This is a genomic window from Streptomyces sp. NPDC059564, assembly GCF_042735575.1.
Taxonomy (GTDB): Bacteria; Actinomycetota; Actinomycetes; order Streptomycetales; family Streptomycetaceae; genus Streptomyces.
The window spans coordinates 1-16,250 of sequence record NZ_JBHWBP010000157.1 but is presented as its reverse complement, the minus strand read 5'-3'; the positions used below and the strand labels follow the sequence as shown (position 1 = coordinate 16,250).

Annotated in this window: 15 protein-coding genes and 1 pseudogene; 8 read left to right on the top strand and 8 right to left on the bottom strand. The window is 69.1% G+C overall.

Features of this window, described 5'->3' with window-relative positions:
• Window positions 1-136: 136 nt before the first annotated feature.
• Window positions 137-1,693, bottom strand: coding sequence for an ABC transporter substrate-binding protein (locus ACFV0Q_RS24310; protein WP_385008467.1), 1,557 nt, complete (start codon window positions 1,691-1,693; stop codon window positions 137-139).
• A gap of 400 nt (window positions 1,694-2,093) precedes the next feature.
• Between ACFV0Q_RS24310 and ACFV0Q_RS24305 the strand changes: the two genes are divergently transcribed.
• From ACFV0Q_RS24305 to ACFV0Q_RS24285, 5 genes are read left to right on the top strand one after another with little or no spacing between them, the layout of a single operon-like run.
• Window positions 2,094-3,086 carry a TauD/TfdA family dioxygenase gene (locus ACFV0Q_RS24305; protein ID WP_385008466.1) on the top strand — a complete coding sequence of 331 codons (993 nt, stop codon included), beginning with the start codon at window positions 2,094-2,096 and terminating at the stop codon, window positions 3,084-3,086.
• Window positions 3,087-3,145: 59 nt separating this feature from the next.
• Entirely contained in the window at window positions 3,146-4,153 is a 1,008-nt protein-coding gene (locus ACFV0Q_RS24300) for an ornithine cyclodeaminase family protein (RefSeq protein ID WP_385008465.1), read from the top strand.
• Complete coding sequence (locus ACFV0Q_RS24295; protein WP_385008464.1) at window positions 4,144-5,523, top strand: Y4yA family PLP-dependent enzyme; 1,380 nt, start codon at window positions 4,144-4,146, stop codon at window positions 5,521-5,523. Before ACFV0Q_RS24300 ends, ACFV0Q_RS24295 begins: the two co-directional genes overlap by 10 nt.
• Window positions 5,524-5,569: 46 nt before the next feature.
• Entirely contained in the window at window positions 5,570-6,598 is a 1,029-nt protein-coding gene (locus ACFV0Q_RS24290; RefSeq protein WP_385008462.1) for a cysteine synthase family protein, read from the top strand.
• 5 nt (window positions 6,599-6,603) lie between these two features.
• Window positions 6,604-8,046, top strand: coding sequence for an MATE family efflux transporter (locus ACFV0Q_RS24285; protein ID WP_385008460.1), 1,443 nt, complete (start codon window positions 6,604-6,606; stop codon window positions 8,044-8,046).
• Between the two features lie 574 nt (window positions 8,047-8,620).
• Here the strand turns inward: ACFV0Q_RS24285 and ACFV0Q_RS24280 are convergent.
• Window positions 8,621-9,097: a cupin domain-containing protein gene (locus ACFV0Q_RS24280; protein ID WP_385008459.1), complete on the bottom strand. Its 477-nt coding sequence runs from the start codon at window positions 9,095-9,097 to the stop codon at window positions 8,621-8,623.
• Window positions 9,098-9,215: 118 nt separating this feature from the next.
• Window positions 9,216-9,410 carry a hypothetical protein gene (locus tag ACFV0Q_RS24275; RefSeq protein WP_385008457.1) on the bottom strand — a complete coding sequence of 65 codons (195 nt, stop codon included), beginning with the start codon at window positions 9,408-9,410 and terminating at the stop codon, window positions 9,216-9,218.
• A 111-nt stretch (window positions 9,411-9,521) separates the two neighbouring features.
• On the opposite strand from ACFV0Q_RS24275, the gene ACFV0Q_RS24270 reads away from it, so the two are divergent.
• The 3 genes and pseudogenes from ACFV0Q_RS24270 (at window position 9,522) to ACFV0Q_RS24260 (ending at window position 11,219) form a co-directional block, all read left to right on the top strand.
• A complete protein-coding gene (locus ACFV0Q_RS24270; RefSeq protein ID WP_385008455.1) occupies window positions 9,522-10,610 on the top strand; it encodes a helix-turn-helix domain-containing protein in 1,089 nt (362 codons plus the stop codon).
• Window positions 10,496-10,897: pseudogene (locus tag ACFV0Q_RS24265) on the top strand (AIPR family protein); the annotation flags it as partial. The gene ACFV0Q_RS24270 and the pseudogene ACFV0Q_RS24265, both read left to right, overlap by 115 nt.
• A gap of 166 nt (window positions 10,898-11,063) precedes the next feature.
• Window positions 11,064-11,219: a hypothetical protein gene (locus ACFV0Q_RS24260; protein ID WP_385008468.1), complete on the top strand. Its 156-nt coding sequence runs from the start codon at window positions 11,064-11,066 to the stop codon at window positions 11,217-11,219.
• 147 nt (window positions 11,220-11,366) lie between these two features.
• Here the strand turns inward: ACFV0Q_RS24260 and ACFV0Q_RS24255 are convergent, their stop codons facing one another.
• The 5 genes from ACFV0Q_RS24255 to ACFV0Q_RS24235 form a co-directional block, all read right to left on the bottom strand.
• Window positions 11,367-11,576, bottom strand: coding sequence for a hypothetical protein (locus ACFV0Q_RS24255; RefSeq protein WP_385008454.1), 210 nt, complete (start codon window positions 11,574-11,576; stop codon window positions 11,367-11,369).
• A 187-nt stretch (window positions 11,577-11,763) separates the two neighbouring features.
• Window positions 11,764-12,621 carry a BTAD domain-containing putative transcriptional regulator gene (locus ACFV0Q_RS24250; RefSeq protein ID WP_385008452.1) on the bottom strand — a complete coding sequence of 286 codons (858 nt, stop codon included), beginning with the start codon at window positions 12,619-12,621 and terminating at the stop codon, window positions 11,764-11,766.
• 114 nt (window positions 12,622-12,735) lie between these two features.
• Window positions 12,736-13,467 (bottom strand): LuxR C-terminal-related transcriptional regulator, encoded by a 732-nt coding sequence (locus tag ACFV0Q_RS24245; protein WP_385008451.1) that lies wholly within the window; start codon window positions 13,465-13,467, stop codon window positions 12,736-12,738.
• Window positions 13,468-13,755: 288 nt separating this feature from the next.
• Entirely contained in the window at window positions 13,756-14,691 is a 936-nt protein-coding gene (locus ACFV0Q_RS24240) for a JmjC domain-containing protein (RefSeq protein ID WP_385008450.1), read from the bottom strand.
• Window positions 14,688-16,250, bottom strand: a 1,563-nt coding sequence (locus tag ACFV0Q_RS24235) for an AMP-binding protein (RefSeq protein ID WP_385008449.1), incomplete at its 5' end; no start/stop codon positions are given. The genes ACFV0Q_RS24240 and ACFV0Q_RS24235, both read right to left, overlap by 4 nt.

The following is a 16,250-nucleotide window of genomic DNA, read 5'->3' as shown; positions in this document are numbered from 1 at the left end:
ACAACACCCCCCCCTACGACGTCGGCAGCTTCAGAGTGTAACACGACACCCCGCGCGGCCGTGGCCCGGCCGCGGCGCGGCGTGGCGGCCGACCCCCCAGGTGCGGGAACGGCCGCCACGCCTTCGGCCTTGTGGCTCAACCCAGCCACACGTTCTCGAGCTGGACCCGGCCGTAACCGGCGAGCTTGGGAAGGTTCTTCACCTTGGCGGCGGCGAGGTCGATGCCGTCGGCCATGCCCCACAGCAGGTAGCCGGACTTGTCGAACTCGATCTTCTGGAGCTCCTTGAGGGCCGCGGCGCGCTGTGCCTCGTCAGCGGTGCCGATGACCTTGCGGTAGGCGGCGTCGAAGTCCGCGTCCGCCCAGCCGGCCTCGTTCTGTCCGGCCTCGCTGACCATGGTCTTGGAGGCGAAGAACACCACCGAGTCGTTGGTGCCCCAGTACGTGGTGTAGAAGTCGCCCGCCTTCCAGGTCTTGTCCCAGAACGCACCCGACTCCTGCTTGACCACGTTGATCTTGATCCCGGCCTCGCGGGCCTGGTTGGCGAACAGTGTGGCGGACTCGGCGAGCCCCGAAATGTCCTCTGTGGTCACGAGGTCGTAGGTCTTGGAGAGGTCGAAGTTCGCCTCGGCCAGCAGCTTCTTGGCCTTCTCCAGGTCCCGCTCGCGCTGCCGGATGTCGGTGGCCAGGTTGGGGTCGCCGGTGCCCATGATGTCGTTGGCGACCGTGCCGTAGCCCGACAGGACCTGCTTGACCATGGCGTCACGGTCGACGACCAGGCGCATGGCCTCACGGACCCGGACATCGGCGAACGGGCTGCCGGCCGCGGTGCGCATGATGATCGGCATCGCCATGTCGTTGGGGCGGCGCAGGACCTGGATGTCCTTGCGCGTCTCCGCGGTACGGGCGGCGACCGCGCCGACGTTGGAAGCGACGTCGATCTGCCCGGCCAGCAGGGCATTGGCCATGGCCTGCGGGGTCTCGAACATGGTCACCTCGATGGCGTCGAGGTTCACCGTGCCGCCGTACCACTTGTCGTTCTTGACCAGGCGGGCGTTGCCGCCCCGGTACCAGTCCAGCTTGAACGGACCGGTACCCGGAGCCTTCTCCAGCGCGTTGTCGGCGGTGTCCTTCTTCAGGACGAACGTCGTCAGGCGGGTCAGCAGCGGAAGTTCCGCGTTGGCGTAGTCCGATACCAGGACCACCGTGTCGGCACCCTCGGCCGTGATGCTCTCCGCCTTGATGCCGGGCAGACGGGCGGCACCCGAGGGGGTGTTGCGCAGACGACGCAGCGACCACACGACGTCGTCGGCCGTGACCGGACTGCCGTCATGGAAGGCCGCACCCTTGGCGATCTTGAACTTCCAGGTCTTCAGGTCCTCCGAGTGCTCCCAAGACACCGCCAGGCGCGGGACCGTGTTCGGCTTGGCTCCGGGCACGGTCAGGGTGTCGTAGACGAGGGCGAGGACGAGATAGTCGCTCTCGTTGCTCTGGGTGCCGTGCGGGTCCCGGGTGATGGCCCCGGCTCTGCCGAGAGCTCCGATGCGGAGCATGCCGCCCTGCTTGGGCTTGCCGCCGTCGGACGCCGCGGGCTTGGACGAGGAATCGGAACCTCCGCCCGAGCAAGCCGCCAGCAGCGCAGCCGCGCTCATGGCTCCGCCGGCCCACAGCACCTGGCGCCTGTTGAAGTTCACGTACGTCCTCGATCCACGTTCAGAGCAAAATCGGAAGTTGCTTAGGTGTGCCTACCCTAAGAATCTGGGTGACGGCAAGGGGCGTGCGGGCGCGCAGCGCGGCGTGAGCGGCGCTCGCACGCACCCGACATTCCGTCAACCTCGCTGATGACGTGCAGAGTTGACACTCCGACAGTCGGCGCAGACCTTGATCGAGTGACCGACGACACAATTGTAGACGGCCAGCGAGTAAGGCTTGCCTTACTCGCCCGTCATTGTTAGCTTCCTGAATGTCCGGCCGCCCCGAGCCGCGTCGGACCGACATCTCTTTCGGGCTTCCCACCCGACCCATGCTTCCGCTGGGCCGCGCCATGCCGTGCGCCCGCGCTTCCACCTGTCCACGTAAACGGAAGGTGCCTTCGTGCCCACCGCCGCTTCCGCCCCGGTACGCCAGCTCGACGCCGGCCACGTCACCGAGCTCACCTCCCTCGCGGCCGAACTGCTCGACATTCACAGCTCCGCCACCAGCCCCGCCCTGCTCGCCGACCTCGCCCACGCCTGCCGACGCCTGAGTCGGGGGCTGCGTGACGCGCTGCGTCCGGTGGACACCGCCGACGGCCTGTTCGTGCTGCGTGGACTGCACATCGACGACACCGAACTCGGCCCCACCCCCGGCCACTGGTCCGCCGTCGGCGAAGCCGGCGCCCTCTGGGACGTCGTCCTGCTCCTGGTCTCCACCCTCATGGGCACGCCCATCGCCTGGGACGGCCAGCAGGACGGCCGCTTCGTCCACAACATCGTCCCTTCCCCCGGCCACGAGACCGTGCAGACGGGCGCGTCCAGCAGCGTGCTGCTCACCCCGCACACCGAGGACGCCTTCCACCCGGGCCGTGCACACCTGTTGCTGCTGTGCTGCATGCGCAACCACGACAACATCGCCACCACCGCGGCGAGCATCCGCCTCACGAAGCTCTCGGACGACGACGTCTCGGAGCTGACCCGGCCCGTCGTCCCGATCCTCCCCGACGACGCGTACGAGGAGGCCCGGCAGTTCGGCGGCAAGTCCGCTCCGGTACCGGCCCTCTTCGCCGGCGAGGACGGGCTGACCCTGCGCTTCGACCCCGCCTACACCCCGCTGGACGAGGCCGACGCCGGCTACCGGGCCGCGTACGGGCGTCTCGAGGACGAGCTCGCCCGCGTCTGCGTCGCGGTGAGCCTGGAGCCCGGCGACGTGCTGGTGGTCGACAACGACATGGTCGTGCACGGCCGGGTGCCCTTCACCGCCCGCTACGACGGCTCCGACCGCTGGCTCAAGCGCGCCTCCGTACGCGTACCCGGCCGCCGCACCCGCCCCGAAGCCGAGGCCGCCGAGCACGGCTACGGGCAGGCCGCCCTCGAAGCCTGGGCCTCCTGACCGCCCGGGCAGCACCCCCGCCCGACCCGTCCGATCCGCTTCCCGAAGGGACACCCCCCATGACCTCCCAGGACACCGTGACGCCCCACGAGGGCAGCCTGCGCGTCCTGTCCACCTCCGACCTCGCCGGGATCGACATATCCCTGGCCGACGTCGTGGACACCGTGGAAGGCGCGTACCGCACCCTGCACGCCGGTCAGTCCGACAACCCCCGGAAGCTGACCGTCAAGCCGCAGGACGGGCACTCGGTCTCGTACGCCATGCTCGGCCGCGACGGTACGCGCAACGTCGTCGCCATCAAGACGAGTTACAAGCACGGCCTCGACAAGGGCCGCGACGAGCAGCACTACTACACGGCCCTGACCCTCTACGACGACGTCACCGGCCTGCCCGTCGCGATGATGGACTGCTCCCGCATCGGCTCCCTGCGCACGCCCGCCGTCTCCGCGCTGCTGGCCCGCGAATGCGCCGCGCCCGGCGCCCGATCCGCCCTCGTGATCGGCACCGGAACCCAGGGCCGGCTCGCCCTGCCGTTCCTGCTGACCACGCTCCCCGGCCTGGACCGCCTGATGGTCTTCGGCACCCACCCCGAAGGGATCGAGGCCGTCCGGGAGCAGTTGCGCACGCACTTCCCCGACCGGGACGTGGAGGTCGTCACCGACCTGCGTGCCGCCGCCTCGGACGCGGACGTCATCGTCGCCACCGCCGGCGCCCACACCCCGGCGGCCGTCGAGGCGGGCTGGCTGAGGCCCGGCGCACTGTCGATCCTCGTCGGTCACGGGCTCGCCCCCTCCACCCTGCACCAGGCGGACCGGGTCATCGCCACCAGCGAGGCCCAGATGAACGTCACCGGTACGGACATGGCCGACTCGAAGGGCGAACTCCCCGCCGTCGACACCGAGTTCCCGCCCGTCATCGCCGGGCTCACCGTCGGCCGGCACAGCGCGAAGGAACGAATCTTCGCCTACAACAGCGGCCTCGTCGTCACCGACATCGCCCTCGGACACCACTTCGCGCAGCTCGCCCTCGCGCAGGAGCTGGGCACCGAGGTGCCGCTGTGGCAGTGACGACCGCCACCTCCGGCCGGCCCGCCCTGCCCGTGCTTCCCGATCCGGCCACGGACGCGGTCCTGGAGAGCGGACTCCTGCCGGAGCTGGCCCACGCCTTCGGCGGGCCCTTCCACTTCCTGCTCCCCGACGCCTTCGACGCGAACCTCGCCGCCATGCGGCAGGCGTTGGAGGAGGCGGATGTGGATGGCTTCGTGTACTTCGCGAAGAAGGCCAACAAGGCCGCCGTCTTCGTCGAACGCGCAGCCGCCGCCGGCGCGGGTGTCGACGTCGCCTCCGCGGCCGAGTTGCGCGAGGCACTCGGCCACGGCGTCCGCGGCGAGCACCTCGTCGTGACCGGCCCGGCCAAGGACCCCGCGCTGCTGCGCCTGGCCGTGCAGCACGGCGCGCTCCTCGCCGTCGACGCCCTTGACGAACTCGACACCCTCCTCGCCGGAGTCCTGCGCGGGCCGGTCCGCCCGGCCCGGATCCTGCTGCGCGTCCTGCCGCCGGCACAGCCGCACAGCCGCTTCGGCATGAACGACGCCGAACTGTCCACCGCGATCGACCGCTGCGTCCAGGCCGGCGACGCCGTACGCATGGAAGGTTTCAGCTTCCACCTCTCCGGCTACGCCATCCAGCCGCGCGCCGACCTGGCCGCCCACCTGACGGAGCTGTGCCTCAAGGCCCGCGTCCAGGGCCTTGAGGCCAGCCGGATCAGCATCGGCGGGGGCCTGCCCATCAGCTACACCGACGCCGACAGCTGGCACACCTACCTGGAACGGCACGACAAGCGCCACTTCCACGCGGCCAAGTCCTTCCAGCCGTCCGACTTCTACCCGTACCACTGCCAAAAGCCCGGCGCTCAAGCCTTGGCCGCACTCCTCGACGCCCGCCCCGAAGGCCGTAGCCAGAACCTGGCGAGCCTCCTCAAGGAGGCGGGCATCACCCTGCTCCTGGAGCCCGGCCGCGCCCTGCTCGACCAGGCCGGAGCGAGCGTCTTCACCGTCCAGGGCGTCAAGGACCGCGACGGCTACCAGCTCATCACGGTGGACGGCACCAGCCTGAGCCTGTCGGAGCAGTGGTTCAACAGCGAATACCTGCCCGACCCCCACCTCGTCTCCCTCGACCCGCAGCCCCCTGCGGGTCTGTGTCCGGCGAGCGTAGGAGCCGCCACCTGCCTCGAGTCGGACATGCTCACCTGGCGCAAGGTCGGCTTCCCGCGCCGGCCCCGCACCGGGGACCTGCTCGTCTACCCCAACACGGCCGGATACCAGATGGACTCGAACGAGTCGCCGTTCCACGACCTGGCCATCCCGCCCAAGGTCGTCATCGACCGCGCCGACGGCAGCGGCCGGCCGCGCTGGCGCCTGGACCGCCACTTCACCTGAGCCCGCCTCCACCCCGCGCCCTTCCCCACCCCCCATGGAGCCAACGATGCCCGGAGCCCTTCAGCGGCCCGCCGTGGTCACCCGCGTATCCGACCTCATCGGCTACACCCCCCTGCTGGAACTCGCCGCAACGGAGACCGGCAGCCGCCTCCTGCTCAAGCTGGAGATGTACAACCCCACCGGCACCGCGAAGATACGCATGGCCCGCGCCATGATCGACGCCGCCGAGACCGCGGGTGACCTGCGCCCCGGCGGCCGGATCATCGAGTCCACCTCCGGCAACACCGGCCTCGGCCTCTCCGTCATCGCCGCCGAACGCGGCTACACCTTCACCGCCGTCGTCGACAACCACGCCTGCGCCGACAAGCTCCGCGGCATGAAGGCACTCGGCACCGAGCTCGTCTACGTCGTCGACGACGGCACCGCGGAACTCGCCACCGCCGCCCGCGAAGAACTCGCCGAGGACATGGCCCGCGGTCAGGACAACACCATCTTCACCGAGCAGCACAACAACCCCGCCAACGGCGTCGGCTACTTCCCCGTCGCGCACGAGCTCGTCGAAGCCCTCGACGGGAACATCGACGTGCTCATCGCGGCGGTCGGCACCGGCGGGGCCCTGTTCGGCACCGCCCGTGAGATGGGCAGGCTCGTCGGCGGATTCACCGTCGTCGGCGTCGAACCGAAGGGCTCGATCGCCTTCGGCGGCCCCGCCCACGGCTACTACCAGTCCGGCACCGGCACCCCCGAAGGTGCCGAACTCGGCGCGCTCGTCGACTTCGACCTCCTCGACGAAGGCGTCAAGGTCGGCGACATCGAGGCCTTCGCCACCTGCCGCGCGGTCGCCCGTACCGGCCTGCTCATCGGCGGCTCGGCCGGCGGAGTCGTCTACGAGGCCCTGACCCGCCTCAATTCGCTCCCGCCGGGCAGCACCATGGTCGCCCTCGTCAACGACGGCGGTGAGAAGTACATGGACACCGTCTTCAACGACGACTGGATGCGCGAACGCGACCTGCTCGACCCCGACACCGAGCGGGAAGTCGACGAACTCCTCACCAAACTCCGCAGGAACCGGTAAACCCCATGCTGACCACCCTCCTCCGCGACAGCCGTGCCCTCGCAGCCCTGGCAGTCCCCCTGATCCTGACCCAGCTCGCCCAGGTCGCCCTCACGACCACCGACACGATCATGATGGGCTTCCTCGGCACCACCGAGCTGGCCGCCGGCGGCCTGGCCATCGTCATCTTCAACCAGGTGCGCACCATGGGCGTCGGCCTCGTGACCTCCGTCGGCAACCAGATAGCCGCTGCGGCCGCCCGCGCCGAGCAGCACACCGGCAAGAGCCAGGACCAGGACCAGAACGCCACGGACACAGCAGTCTCCGGAGAAGGGTCTTCCTCAGCACACGAGGAAGTACGGGCGATAGTCCGGGCCAGCCTCGCGGTTGCCACCCTTGCCGGCGTCGTGGGCGCCGTCCTCATGGTCCTCATCGGCCAGGCCCTCTCCTGGCTCGGCCAGGACGCGGCCGTCGTCGACGTCACCCGGACCATGCTCTACGCACTCGCCCCCGGCCTGCTCCCCTGCCTCTGGTTCCAGTCCGTCCGCCAATTCACCGTAGGCATGCGACGGCCCCAAGCCCTCCTGCAGATCACGATCGCTTCCGTGGCCGTCAACGCGGGCCTGAACTGGGTCCTCGTCCACGGCACCTTCGGCCTTCCCCGGCTCGGCCTGACCGGCATCGGAATCGCCACTTCCAGCGTCTACCTCCTGACCTTCGTCGCCCTCTACATATCCGCGAAGAAGGACAAGGAACTCGCGCCGCTGCTCTCCCCGGACATCACCAAAGCCGACCTCGTCGTGGTCAAGCGCCTGATCGGCCTGGGCGTCCCGATCGCGGCGACCTACGGCTCCGAAGCCGGCTTCTTCTCCCTCACCGCGCTGATGGCCGGCTCCTTCGGGCCCGACGCGCTCGCCGCGCACACCGCCGTCAACCAGCTCGTCTACATCGTCTTCCAAGTGGCCGTCGGACTGTCCCACGCCGCCTCGATCAACGTCAGCCGCGAGCTGGCCCTCGGCCGCCACGACGACGCCCGCCGCATCAAGAACACCGCCCTCGCCTGCGCCGCGGCCGTCATGGCAGTCGTCGGCGTTCTGTACGTCACCATCCCGGACCTGGTCCTGGCCCCGTTCCTGGACTCCAGCACCGACCAGGCCCTCACCATCGCCACCCACCTCCTCATCGTCACCGCGTTCCTCCAGTTCTTCGACTGCGCCCAGAACATAGGCGTCGGACTCCTGCGCGGCCTCGACGACACCAAGAGCGGGTTCCGCATCACCCTCATCGGCTACTGGGCCGTGGGCCTGCCCGCCTCGTGGCTGCTCGCGTACGCGCTCGGACTCGACACGCTCGGCATCTGGCTCGGCCTCCTCACCGGCCTCGCCACCACCGCGGCCCTCCTCCTGCGCCGCTACACCCGCTCCCTGGGACAACGAGAAGCCGCCGCGGCCCTGTCCACCCCCGCCTGACACCCCACCCGTACGCGCGCACCCCGGCACCAGGCCCACTGCCTGTTGCCGGGGTGTGCAAGCACGACGTCCTCCAGAGGAGCAAAGCCGCACGGGCGGGCCCGGGTCCGGCGCGAGCGACGAACGTGGCCCGCCCCGCTCCCGGTCGCTCCCACAACGTCCCATCGCACCCACTTCCAGTTGCCCCCGAGGTAACGCAGGGGGTTGGGAACGTAGCCGGTCCTGGCTTGGGAGGTAACGCGGGTCCAGACGGCCTGGTGCGGCGACCTCACGGGCCGAGCGGTGAGCCCGGACAACGGCACAGGCCCGGTCTCCCTCCTGGTGAGGGGGACCGGGCCTGCGGTGTCGTCGCGAGAAGACTGCGCGGCAACCGGTGCGCGATCGGGCAACGGGCCTCCCGGCCAGGGGCGCTACCCCGTGCGGTCCCGCTCGGTGAACGTCCCGTGGTCTGCGAAGGCGAGGCCAACGGTGTCCGGAGTTCCTATCTCGGCGTGGAGGACGGCATCCGCTCCATAGCAAAGCCCCAGGTCAGCGACCTGGGGCTGGTTTATTTTCCTGGGCCCCCCGCTGGTGGTCAGGCGTGCTTGTCCGCGGGGTGGTGGGTGGGCTGGACCGACCAGGTCGGGGGTTCGTCGTTGCCCGAGTCCTCGTCGCTTTCCGCGTCGGCGAAGGTTGCGTGGATCTTGTCCGGGGCGTGGTGGACCGGGGCGTAGACGGCGTAGAGCTGCATGGGCTCGTCGCCGGTGTTGGTGACGTTGTGCCACGTGCCGGCGGGTACGAAGACCGCCCAGCCGTCCTCGACCTCCTGGTCGAAGTCGAGGCGGTCCTTCGCGCTGCCCATCTGAACGCGGCCGCGGCCCGCGTCGAGCCGGAGGAACTGGTCGGTCCCTGGGTGTGCCTCCAAGCCGATGTCCTCACCCACCGGGATCGACATGAGGGTCAGCTGGAGGTACTTCCCGGACCAGGCGACCGAGCGGTAGTTGGTGTTCTCCAGCGTCGCCTGCTCGAGGTCGAAACTCTGAGGTTCGGGCCCGATGTCCTTGATGGTCATGCTTCTCTCCCGGTCGACGGAGGTGGTACGCGTTCGGGCGCAGGTTTTGCGCCGGGCCAACCCTTCCAGACTCACCGGGGTGTTACGGCCCGACGCCAGTGACACTCGAGCCGGGCTGTCACGGGCGCCAGGACGCGGGGGCAGCCGCGCCCTCGCCGCGCAGCCGGGCGAGGGCCAGGCAGGAGTCGACGGTCCGGGCGGGCAGGTCCAGCCCGGTCATCAGCCCGTGGATCACGTGCGGCAGCTCGGTGTCGAAGTGGAGCGGGAGCCTATCGACGTTGATGACTTCGATGTCAGAGCCACGTGAGCCCACTCCGGCCCAGTGATCTGGTGTGGAGGTCGGGGCTCGCCTCGTGAGTCGTGTTCTGTTCCAGATCTCGGGGTTCGCCTGACGTGGCTGGCTTTGTGCCGCTCTGCTGAAGGGATGGGTGACACCAGGCTGCCGCCGGTCGTGCTGTCGGATGCCGAGCGGTCGACGTTGGAGGACTGGGCCAGGCGGCGTTCGACCGCGCAGGGTCTGGCTCAGCGTGCGCAGATCGTGCTGGCGTGCGCGCGGGGATGGAACAACACGATGGTGGCCGCGCGGCTGGGCATCGAGCGCAAGACGGCGGCCAGATGGAGGAGGCGCTTCCTTCGGGACCGCCTCGACTGGCTCGCCGACCAGCCGCGGCCCGGGGTGCCACGGACCATCACCGATGCCCAGGTGGAAGAGGTGGTGGTCCGCACTCTCGAGGAGGTGCCCATGGGCGGGACGCACTGGTCGAAGCGGGAGCCGGCCAAGGTGGTGGGGATCTCGCCGGCGAGCGTGCTGCGGATCTGGCACGCCTTCGGCCTGCAGCCGTGGCGGACGAAAACCTTCAAGATCGGGATCGACGGTATCTGGGCCTTCGTGGACGGCCGCTACGTCACGGCCGACGCCCACCAGTACCTGACGACACGAGCCGGCACCATCGAACTGGTCGTACTCCAGGCCAAGACGTCTACCGGCTACCAGGAGACCGTGTTCGAGAAGCTGCACTTCCACCTTCCGACACTGCTCGACATGAGTCGCGATGAAGACGGCCTCGGACCGCACACCAACGCGAAACTCCTCGAACACACCAGGCGTTTCCTGCACGTACTGGAGAACCTGGCAGCCTCGTTCCCCCAGGTACGAGTGAGGGTGATCTACGCCAGCAAGACTGCCGAGGGTCCGCATCCCCATGTGAAGGCCAAGGGAGACCGTCTGCGCCGGGAGCTCGCCAAGATCACGTCGGACATCGAGGCGACGATCGAGTGCCTCAACGCGGCCGACCTCCGCGAACGGACTGCCCGTGGCGCGAAGGCCGTGGCTGAGCTCGTCTTCTCCGAAACCCCCATGGGCACGTCGCTCGGTGAGGGTTACGGGTTACGGGTTACGTGTGTCTGGCGCGACTCGACGAGTACTACCGGTTCATCACTTCGGATAACAGGGCCCTCCGTCTGGAGCTCTTCGAGTCGAACGTACGGGACTACGCGGGTTCGACCGCCGTGAACAATGCCATCGGCGACACCTTGAGGTCCGGGACGGGTGAGGACTTCTGGTGGTTCAACAACGGCGTCACCGTCGTCGCCGACGAGGCACGGATCATCGGCAAGAGGATCGTCGTCCAAGACCCCCAGATCGTGAACGGGCTCCAGACCAGTCACGAGGTCTACAGCTACTTCCAGTCCGGCGGACAGCACCGCGACCGCTCGCTCCTGGTCAAGATCGTGGTCGCACCTGAAAACGGGACGGCACGCGACAGGATCATCCGCGCCACCAACAGTCAGCCCCAGCTCCCCGCCGGCGCCCTTCGGGCCACCGAGCCCATCCAGAAGGACATCGAAGAGAGCCTCACGCATAGCGGGCGGTTACTCCTACGAGCGCCGGGCCAGCCACTACCGCAACCTGGGCTTCCCCGTCGACCTGCTGAACATCGACCTAGACCATCTGACACCCGAACTCATGGACCGCCTCGTGGGAGTCCTCGACCAGACCTTCAAGGCCGCCCTGCGCAACAACAAGGCCGGCGGGGTCGACCGGATCGCCCGAAGCCCCGAATTCACCAGCCGCATCCGGCAGTCCGTCATCAGCCAAAGCCGCCTCCAGATCGAGCATTGATCCACTACCCCCTGTCCGCAACGTGCGCCGGATCGGCAGCGCGGAAGCGGGCCACGCCGGGGGCGTCACGTGGCGTGGGGACGGGTCCGGTTCCGGCCGACGGTCACTCCTGGCGATCGCCCGCGTCGACCGCCCGTCGTCGGCCGGTCACTTGAGGGGCCTGTGGTAGTCCGACCCCGTGCCGTTCCACTCCAGGTCCGCGGCCCGGTCGTGGTGGTTCACCGTGCCGGACGACGAGTGGTTCGCCACTCCGCCGACGGAGGAACCGCCCATGACGGCGGCCAGGATGAACGGCAGCGCCAGGACAGCGACCGAGAGGCACTGACGCAGCGGAACGCCGGATTTGTATCGCTTCATTTTATGCATCCGTTCTGGTGAGTTCTGCGCCGCGTGCCACGGGGCCCGCAGCGATTGGCCATGCTGCCAGACCGTGATCAACAGGTGATCAATGTGCAGGTCGGGCAGTGAATCGGTGGCTGATGTGCACCATGCCGCGATGGCCGCCTGCGCGACGAAAGCGACTTCCCACGGGCCGTGAACGACGTCACGGAGCGACGCTCCGGTCCGCCGTCAGGCCACCCATGATCTCCGCGTCGTCGGCCAGGATCGCCTGGTGCAGGGCATGCAACTGCCGTCCGGGGAAAATTCCCAGGTCGTCGGCGAGCAGCTGGTGCGCCTCGCGATAGGTGGCCAGCGCGGCGTGGCGTTGACCGGACCGCCACAGGGCCATCATGAGATCCGCGCGCAGTCGTTCCTGGTGCGGATGATCAGTGACCGTGGCGAGGAGTTCGGGAATTATCTCGAAGTGCTGACCGTCCGCGAGCTGCGCCTGGAAGTACTTCATCAGCAGTCCGAGCCGGAACTGTTCCAGCCGGGCCGCCTCGGCCTGCATGACCAGAGTGTGGGTGAGGCCGCTCAGAGGCTTACCCCGCCACAGCCGGATCGCCGCGCGCAGCAGCCTTCCGGCCTCCTTGGGCGCACCGTTGTGGAGGCTTTCCTTGCCGAGCTGCCACAGGTGCTGGCACCGCACCAGGTCAACCTGATCGGACTCGGCCGTGAGCTGGTACCCGTCGCTGGTCGTGATCAGACGGACGCCGGTCGCGTAGGCGAACTGCCGGCGCAGGCGGCTCACGTACAGTTGGATGTTCTTCTTGGCGCTCGAAGGTGGCGTCTCCCCCCAGACGGCCTCGATGATGTTGTCGACCGAGACGTGCCGGTTGGCATGGAGACACAGGTAGGCGAAGAGGATCTGCGGCTTCGCTCCTCCCGGGGAAACGGTGACACCGGACACGAGGATCTCGAGCGGCCCTAAGAGATTCAGCTGAGTGGGGCCGGTCTCGACCCCCGCGTCCAGGTCGGCGTCCGAACGGGACGCTCCGCCGCCCTGCCACGCTCTGCGCATGAGCTCCACTTCTACCCCCTTACGAGAAACAAGGACCATCCGGGGAAATAGCGACGCGGCCTGATGACGGACCGCATGTCAGACGAGGGGTGGGGCATAGACTCATCCGGATTCCTATTTTATGAACTTATCGGCGACCCGGGGCGGCCACGAGTTGATTTGCAGTATTCCCGTCGAATAGGCGAGCGCGATCAGCGCCACCCGATTCGGCATGCCGAACTGCCGGAGCATGCGCGAGATGTGGTAATCGACGGTCTTGGGGCTGATAAATAAACGTGAGGCCAGAAATTCTGATGTCAGTCCTGCCGCGGTTCCTTCGAGGATTTTCGCCGCCATCTCACCGATGACCAGACTCTCCCTGACGGTCTTCGGCCCGGCGGGATCCGTGGGGTGGAAGAGCTGTATGGCCACGGCCCTGTTCGGCGAACTACCCCACAGGGCTGTCGCTGTGAGCACGGCACTGAGCGGTGTGGCAGACCGTCGCCGCAGTGCTATGCGGTGGCTGAACTGGTCCCGATCTCCGACGAGCAGCTGGTTCAGTCCGCGGTCAAGAGCCTCGCGGAGGTCCGATTCTATGAGGTAGCTGAACGGCTTTCCGTACAGTTCCTCGCCCGACCCGCCGAACTGCCGGAAGAATTCCGGACTCCCGTATTGCATATGGTGCTTGCGGTCGAGGAAAACCAAGAACTCTCTGTCCGTTGTCAGCGCGGAATGACCCATTCGTGCTCCTGTGGCTTTCGACTGCACCCTGCCGGCCCGATCGACGGCGACTCGCAAGGCAGACCTGTCGTAGGCGCCGCCAGGCATGGAGCGCTGCACGCGCCCGACCTGTTCGGTTACGGCCATACTGGCTCACGGCGATCAGCGCACGATCAGTGCGGAATCGATGAGCGCGGGAGCCGCCCGCACCCGGGAACTCCGCGGTCCCGGGCCCGCTTCCGAAGAATGGCACCGGGACGGCGGCCGGCACCCGGGTACAGCGAGCGGAGCGGCACCGGGCGCCGGCGGACCGTCCGGTCCCCGAGCCGCGACGACGACGGGCCGGCCGGGGTCCTCGGACCGGTGCCCGGTGTCAGCAGGGCTCCGGACGCCCGATGGCGACCGGTACGGCCTCCGCCGTCGCGACGCGCGGAATCACCGCGGATCGGCGTACCCGGCGGCCAGGTCACCGAGCGAGACCGGTGCACCGGGATCGGGCAGGCCGGCAAGCCTGGTCCGCCTCGCATGGTCCACCAGGTCCTGAGGGGTCAGACCGGCCAGTGCCTTGCTCACGTGCTCGAGCATGGCGGTGGCGGCGGCGAGGACGGCTTCGTCGTCCAACGGGCGCGCTTCGACGTTCATCGCCCTGGCCGTGAGCTTCTGGATGCTGCGGAACAGATCGCCCTTGTGGACCTCACGGATCGTCAGCGACAGGTGCACGGACAGGCCGCCGCTCCCGACTGCCTCATGGGCGAAGGCGCGTGGGATGTACAGGACGTCCCCGGCGTGCACGGTGGCGCGCAGTACCTCCGCCGGCTTCTCCCCTTCCGCACTCCCCTCGCGCCATTCACCGTTCGCCGGTCCCTCGTAGACACGCCAGTCCTTGCTGCCGGCCAGTTGGAGAACGAACACATCGGCGTCGTCGCGATGCAGTGGAGCTCCCTGGGCGCCGGGCGGGGTGACGAAGCAGAACGCCTCCACCGGCCGCTGGAGTTCGGCCGACAGACGGGCCAGCAGATCGCGGGTGGGGCGGTGCCACTGGTCGACCCGGTACATGAGCAGGGTCGCGCCCTGCTCGATCAGCCCCCGTATCTTCTTCTGGTCGGCGAACCCCGGATGGGAGACGCCTCGGACCGAACGTGCCGAGAAGTAGGTGTCGGCGGGCAGCGGACCCTCGGCGCTGGTCATCTCCAGGTAGGGCTCGTGCAGGAAGCCGCTGGCGAGGGCGTCGTCCACGTCGGCCGGCGTGAAGGGACTGACGAGGGAGCCGTCGGGGGTGAAGACACCGGGACGGCGGCGCCAGTGGTCGGCTGCGAAGGCCACTGGGTCGCCGACCCACCGGGACAGTGTCGTGGAGTGCGCAATGGTCATGTCGTGCGTTCCTCTCTGTGCTCGGACGATGTGCGCCGGGGCACGTGGGGCCTGAGAACGGGCAGGTCGCCCCGCTCGAAGCGCCGTTTCGTCTCGGAGATCCGCACCTTGCCGCTGGTCGTCACAGGAAGGCCGCCGGCGGGCAGCAGGGCGACCTCGGAGACGTACAGGTCGAGGACCTGGGCGAGCCGGCGCCGCACCTGGGCGGCCACCTGCGCGGGGGACGGTGCGCCGGAGCCGCCGGTCACTTCCGACACCAGGCACAGGAGTTCACCGGCCGCCTCGCCCTCGATGGCGAAGGCGGCGCACCGCCCCGGTCTGAGGCCCGGTACGGCGGCGCACGCCGCGGCGATGTCCGCCGCGTGGAAGTTGCGGCCGCGGTGCACGAGTACGTCGTCCGTTCGTCCGAGGACGAACAGCTGGCCGCCGTCGAGGAACCCGAGGTCCCTGGTGGGGTGCCAGCGGGATCGCCGGACCGGCTTGCGCCAGTAGCCGCTGAAGAGTTGCGGGCCACGGATGTAAATCTCTCCCACGCGGTGCGGGTCCTGGCGGCCGTCGCCGATGCGTACCCGGGTTCCCGGCAGCGGGACGCCCGAGGAGAGCAGGGTGGTGGAGGGGGTTCCTCGCGCGGCGAGGACCGCGCGGCCCGCACGCAGTGCTTCGGTGCTGACGGCGAGGCGGAGCGGCGGGAGTTCGGGGGTGGTGGCGGCGACCGTGAGGGTCGCCTCCGCCATCCCGTACGAGGGACACAGGACCTCGGCCCGGAACCCCGCTGCCGCGAACCGGGCGGCGAACCGCTCGGCGGTGGCGGTGCGGACCACCTCACCCGCGCTGCGCGCGACCCGCCATGCACGCAGGTCCAGGGTGGCCATCTCGTCGTCGGTGGTCTTGCGCGCGCACAGGTCGTACGCGAAGTCGGGAGCGCTGGACAGTGTGCCGCGGCAGACGGTGAGAGCGCAGAGCCATTCCGCCGGACGGCGGGCGAAGCGCTCGGTCGGCAGGAGCACGGACTCGTATCCGCTGAACAGCGGCCTGAAGATTCCGGTGATCAGACCCATGTCGTGGCTGAGCGGCACCCATGTCACGGCGACGTCGGCCGGGCTCTCGCGGTAGCGGACGGCCGCCTGGCGGCAACTCGACCGCAGGGCGCGGTGATCGATGACGACTCCCTTGGGAGAGCCGGTCGATCCTGAGGTGTACTGGAGAAAGGCGGGTGTTCGCGGGCTCACCCGTGCGTCGGGCCCGCCGCCGCGCTCCGGCAGGGCGGCGGCGACCGCCGGCAGCTCTTCCCAGGTGCGGATCGGAACCCGCGTGGCGGAGTCCTCCAGCGCGGGGCGCACCGCGTCCCGCCACGCTTCCGTGGTGATCACGAGAGCCGGGCAGCAGTCCCGAACGATGGCGCGCACTCGCTGCTCGAACGCCTCCGCGCGCATCGTTCGCGGGCCCGGGGCGGGAACCGCGACGAGTCCGGTGCCGATCACGGCGAGCAGGACGGCGGCGAACGTCTCGTCGTTCGGCAGCACCAGAACCACCCGGTGTCCGGGTTCGGCGTCCTGCCC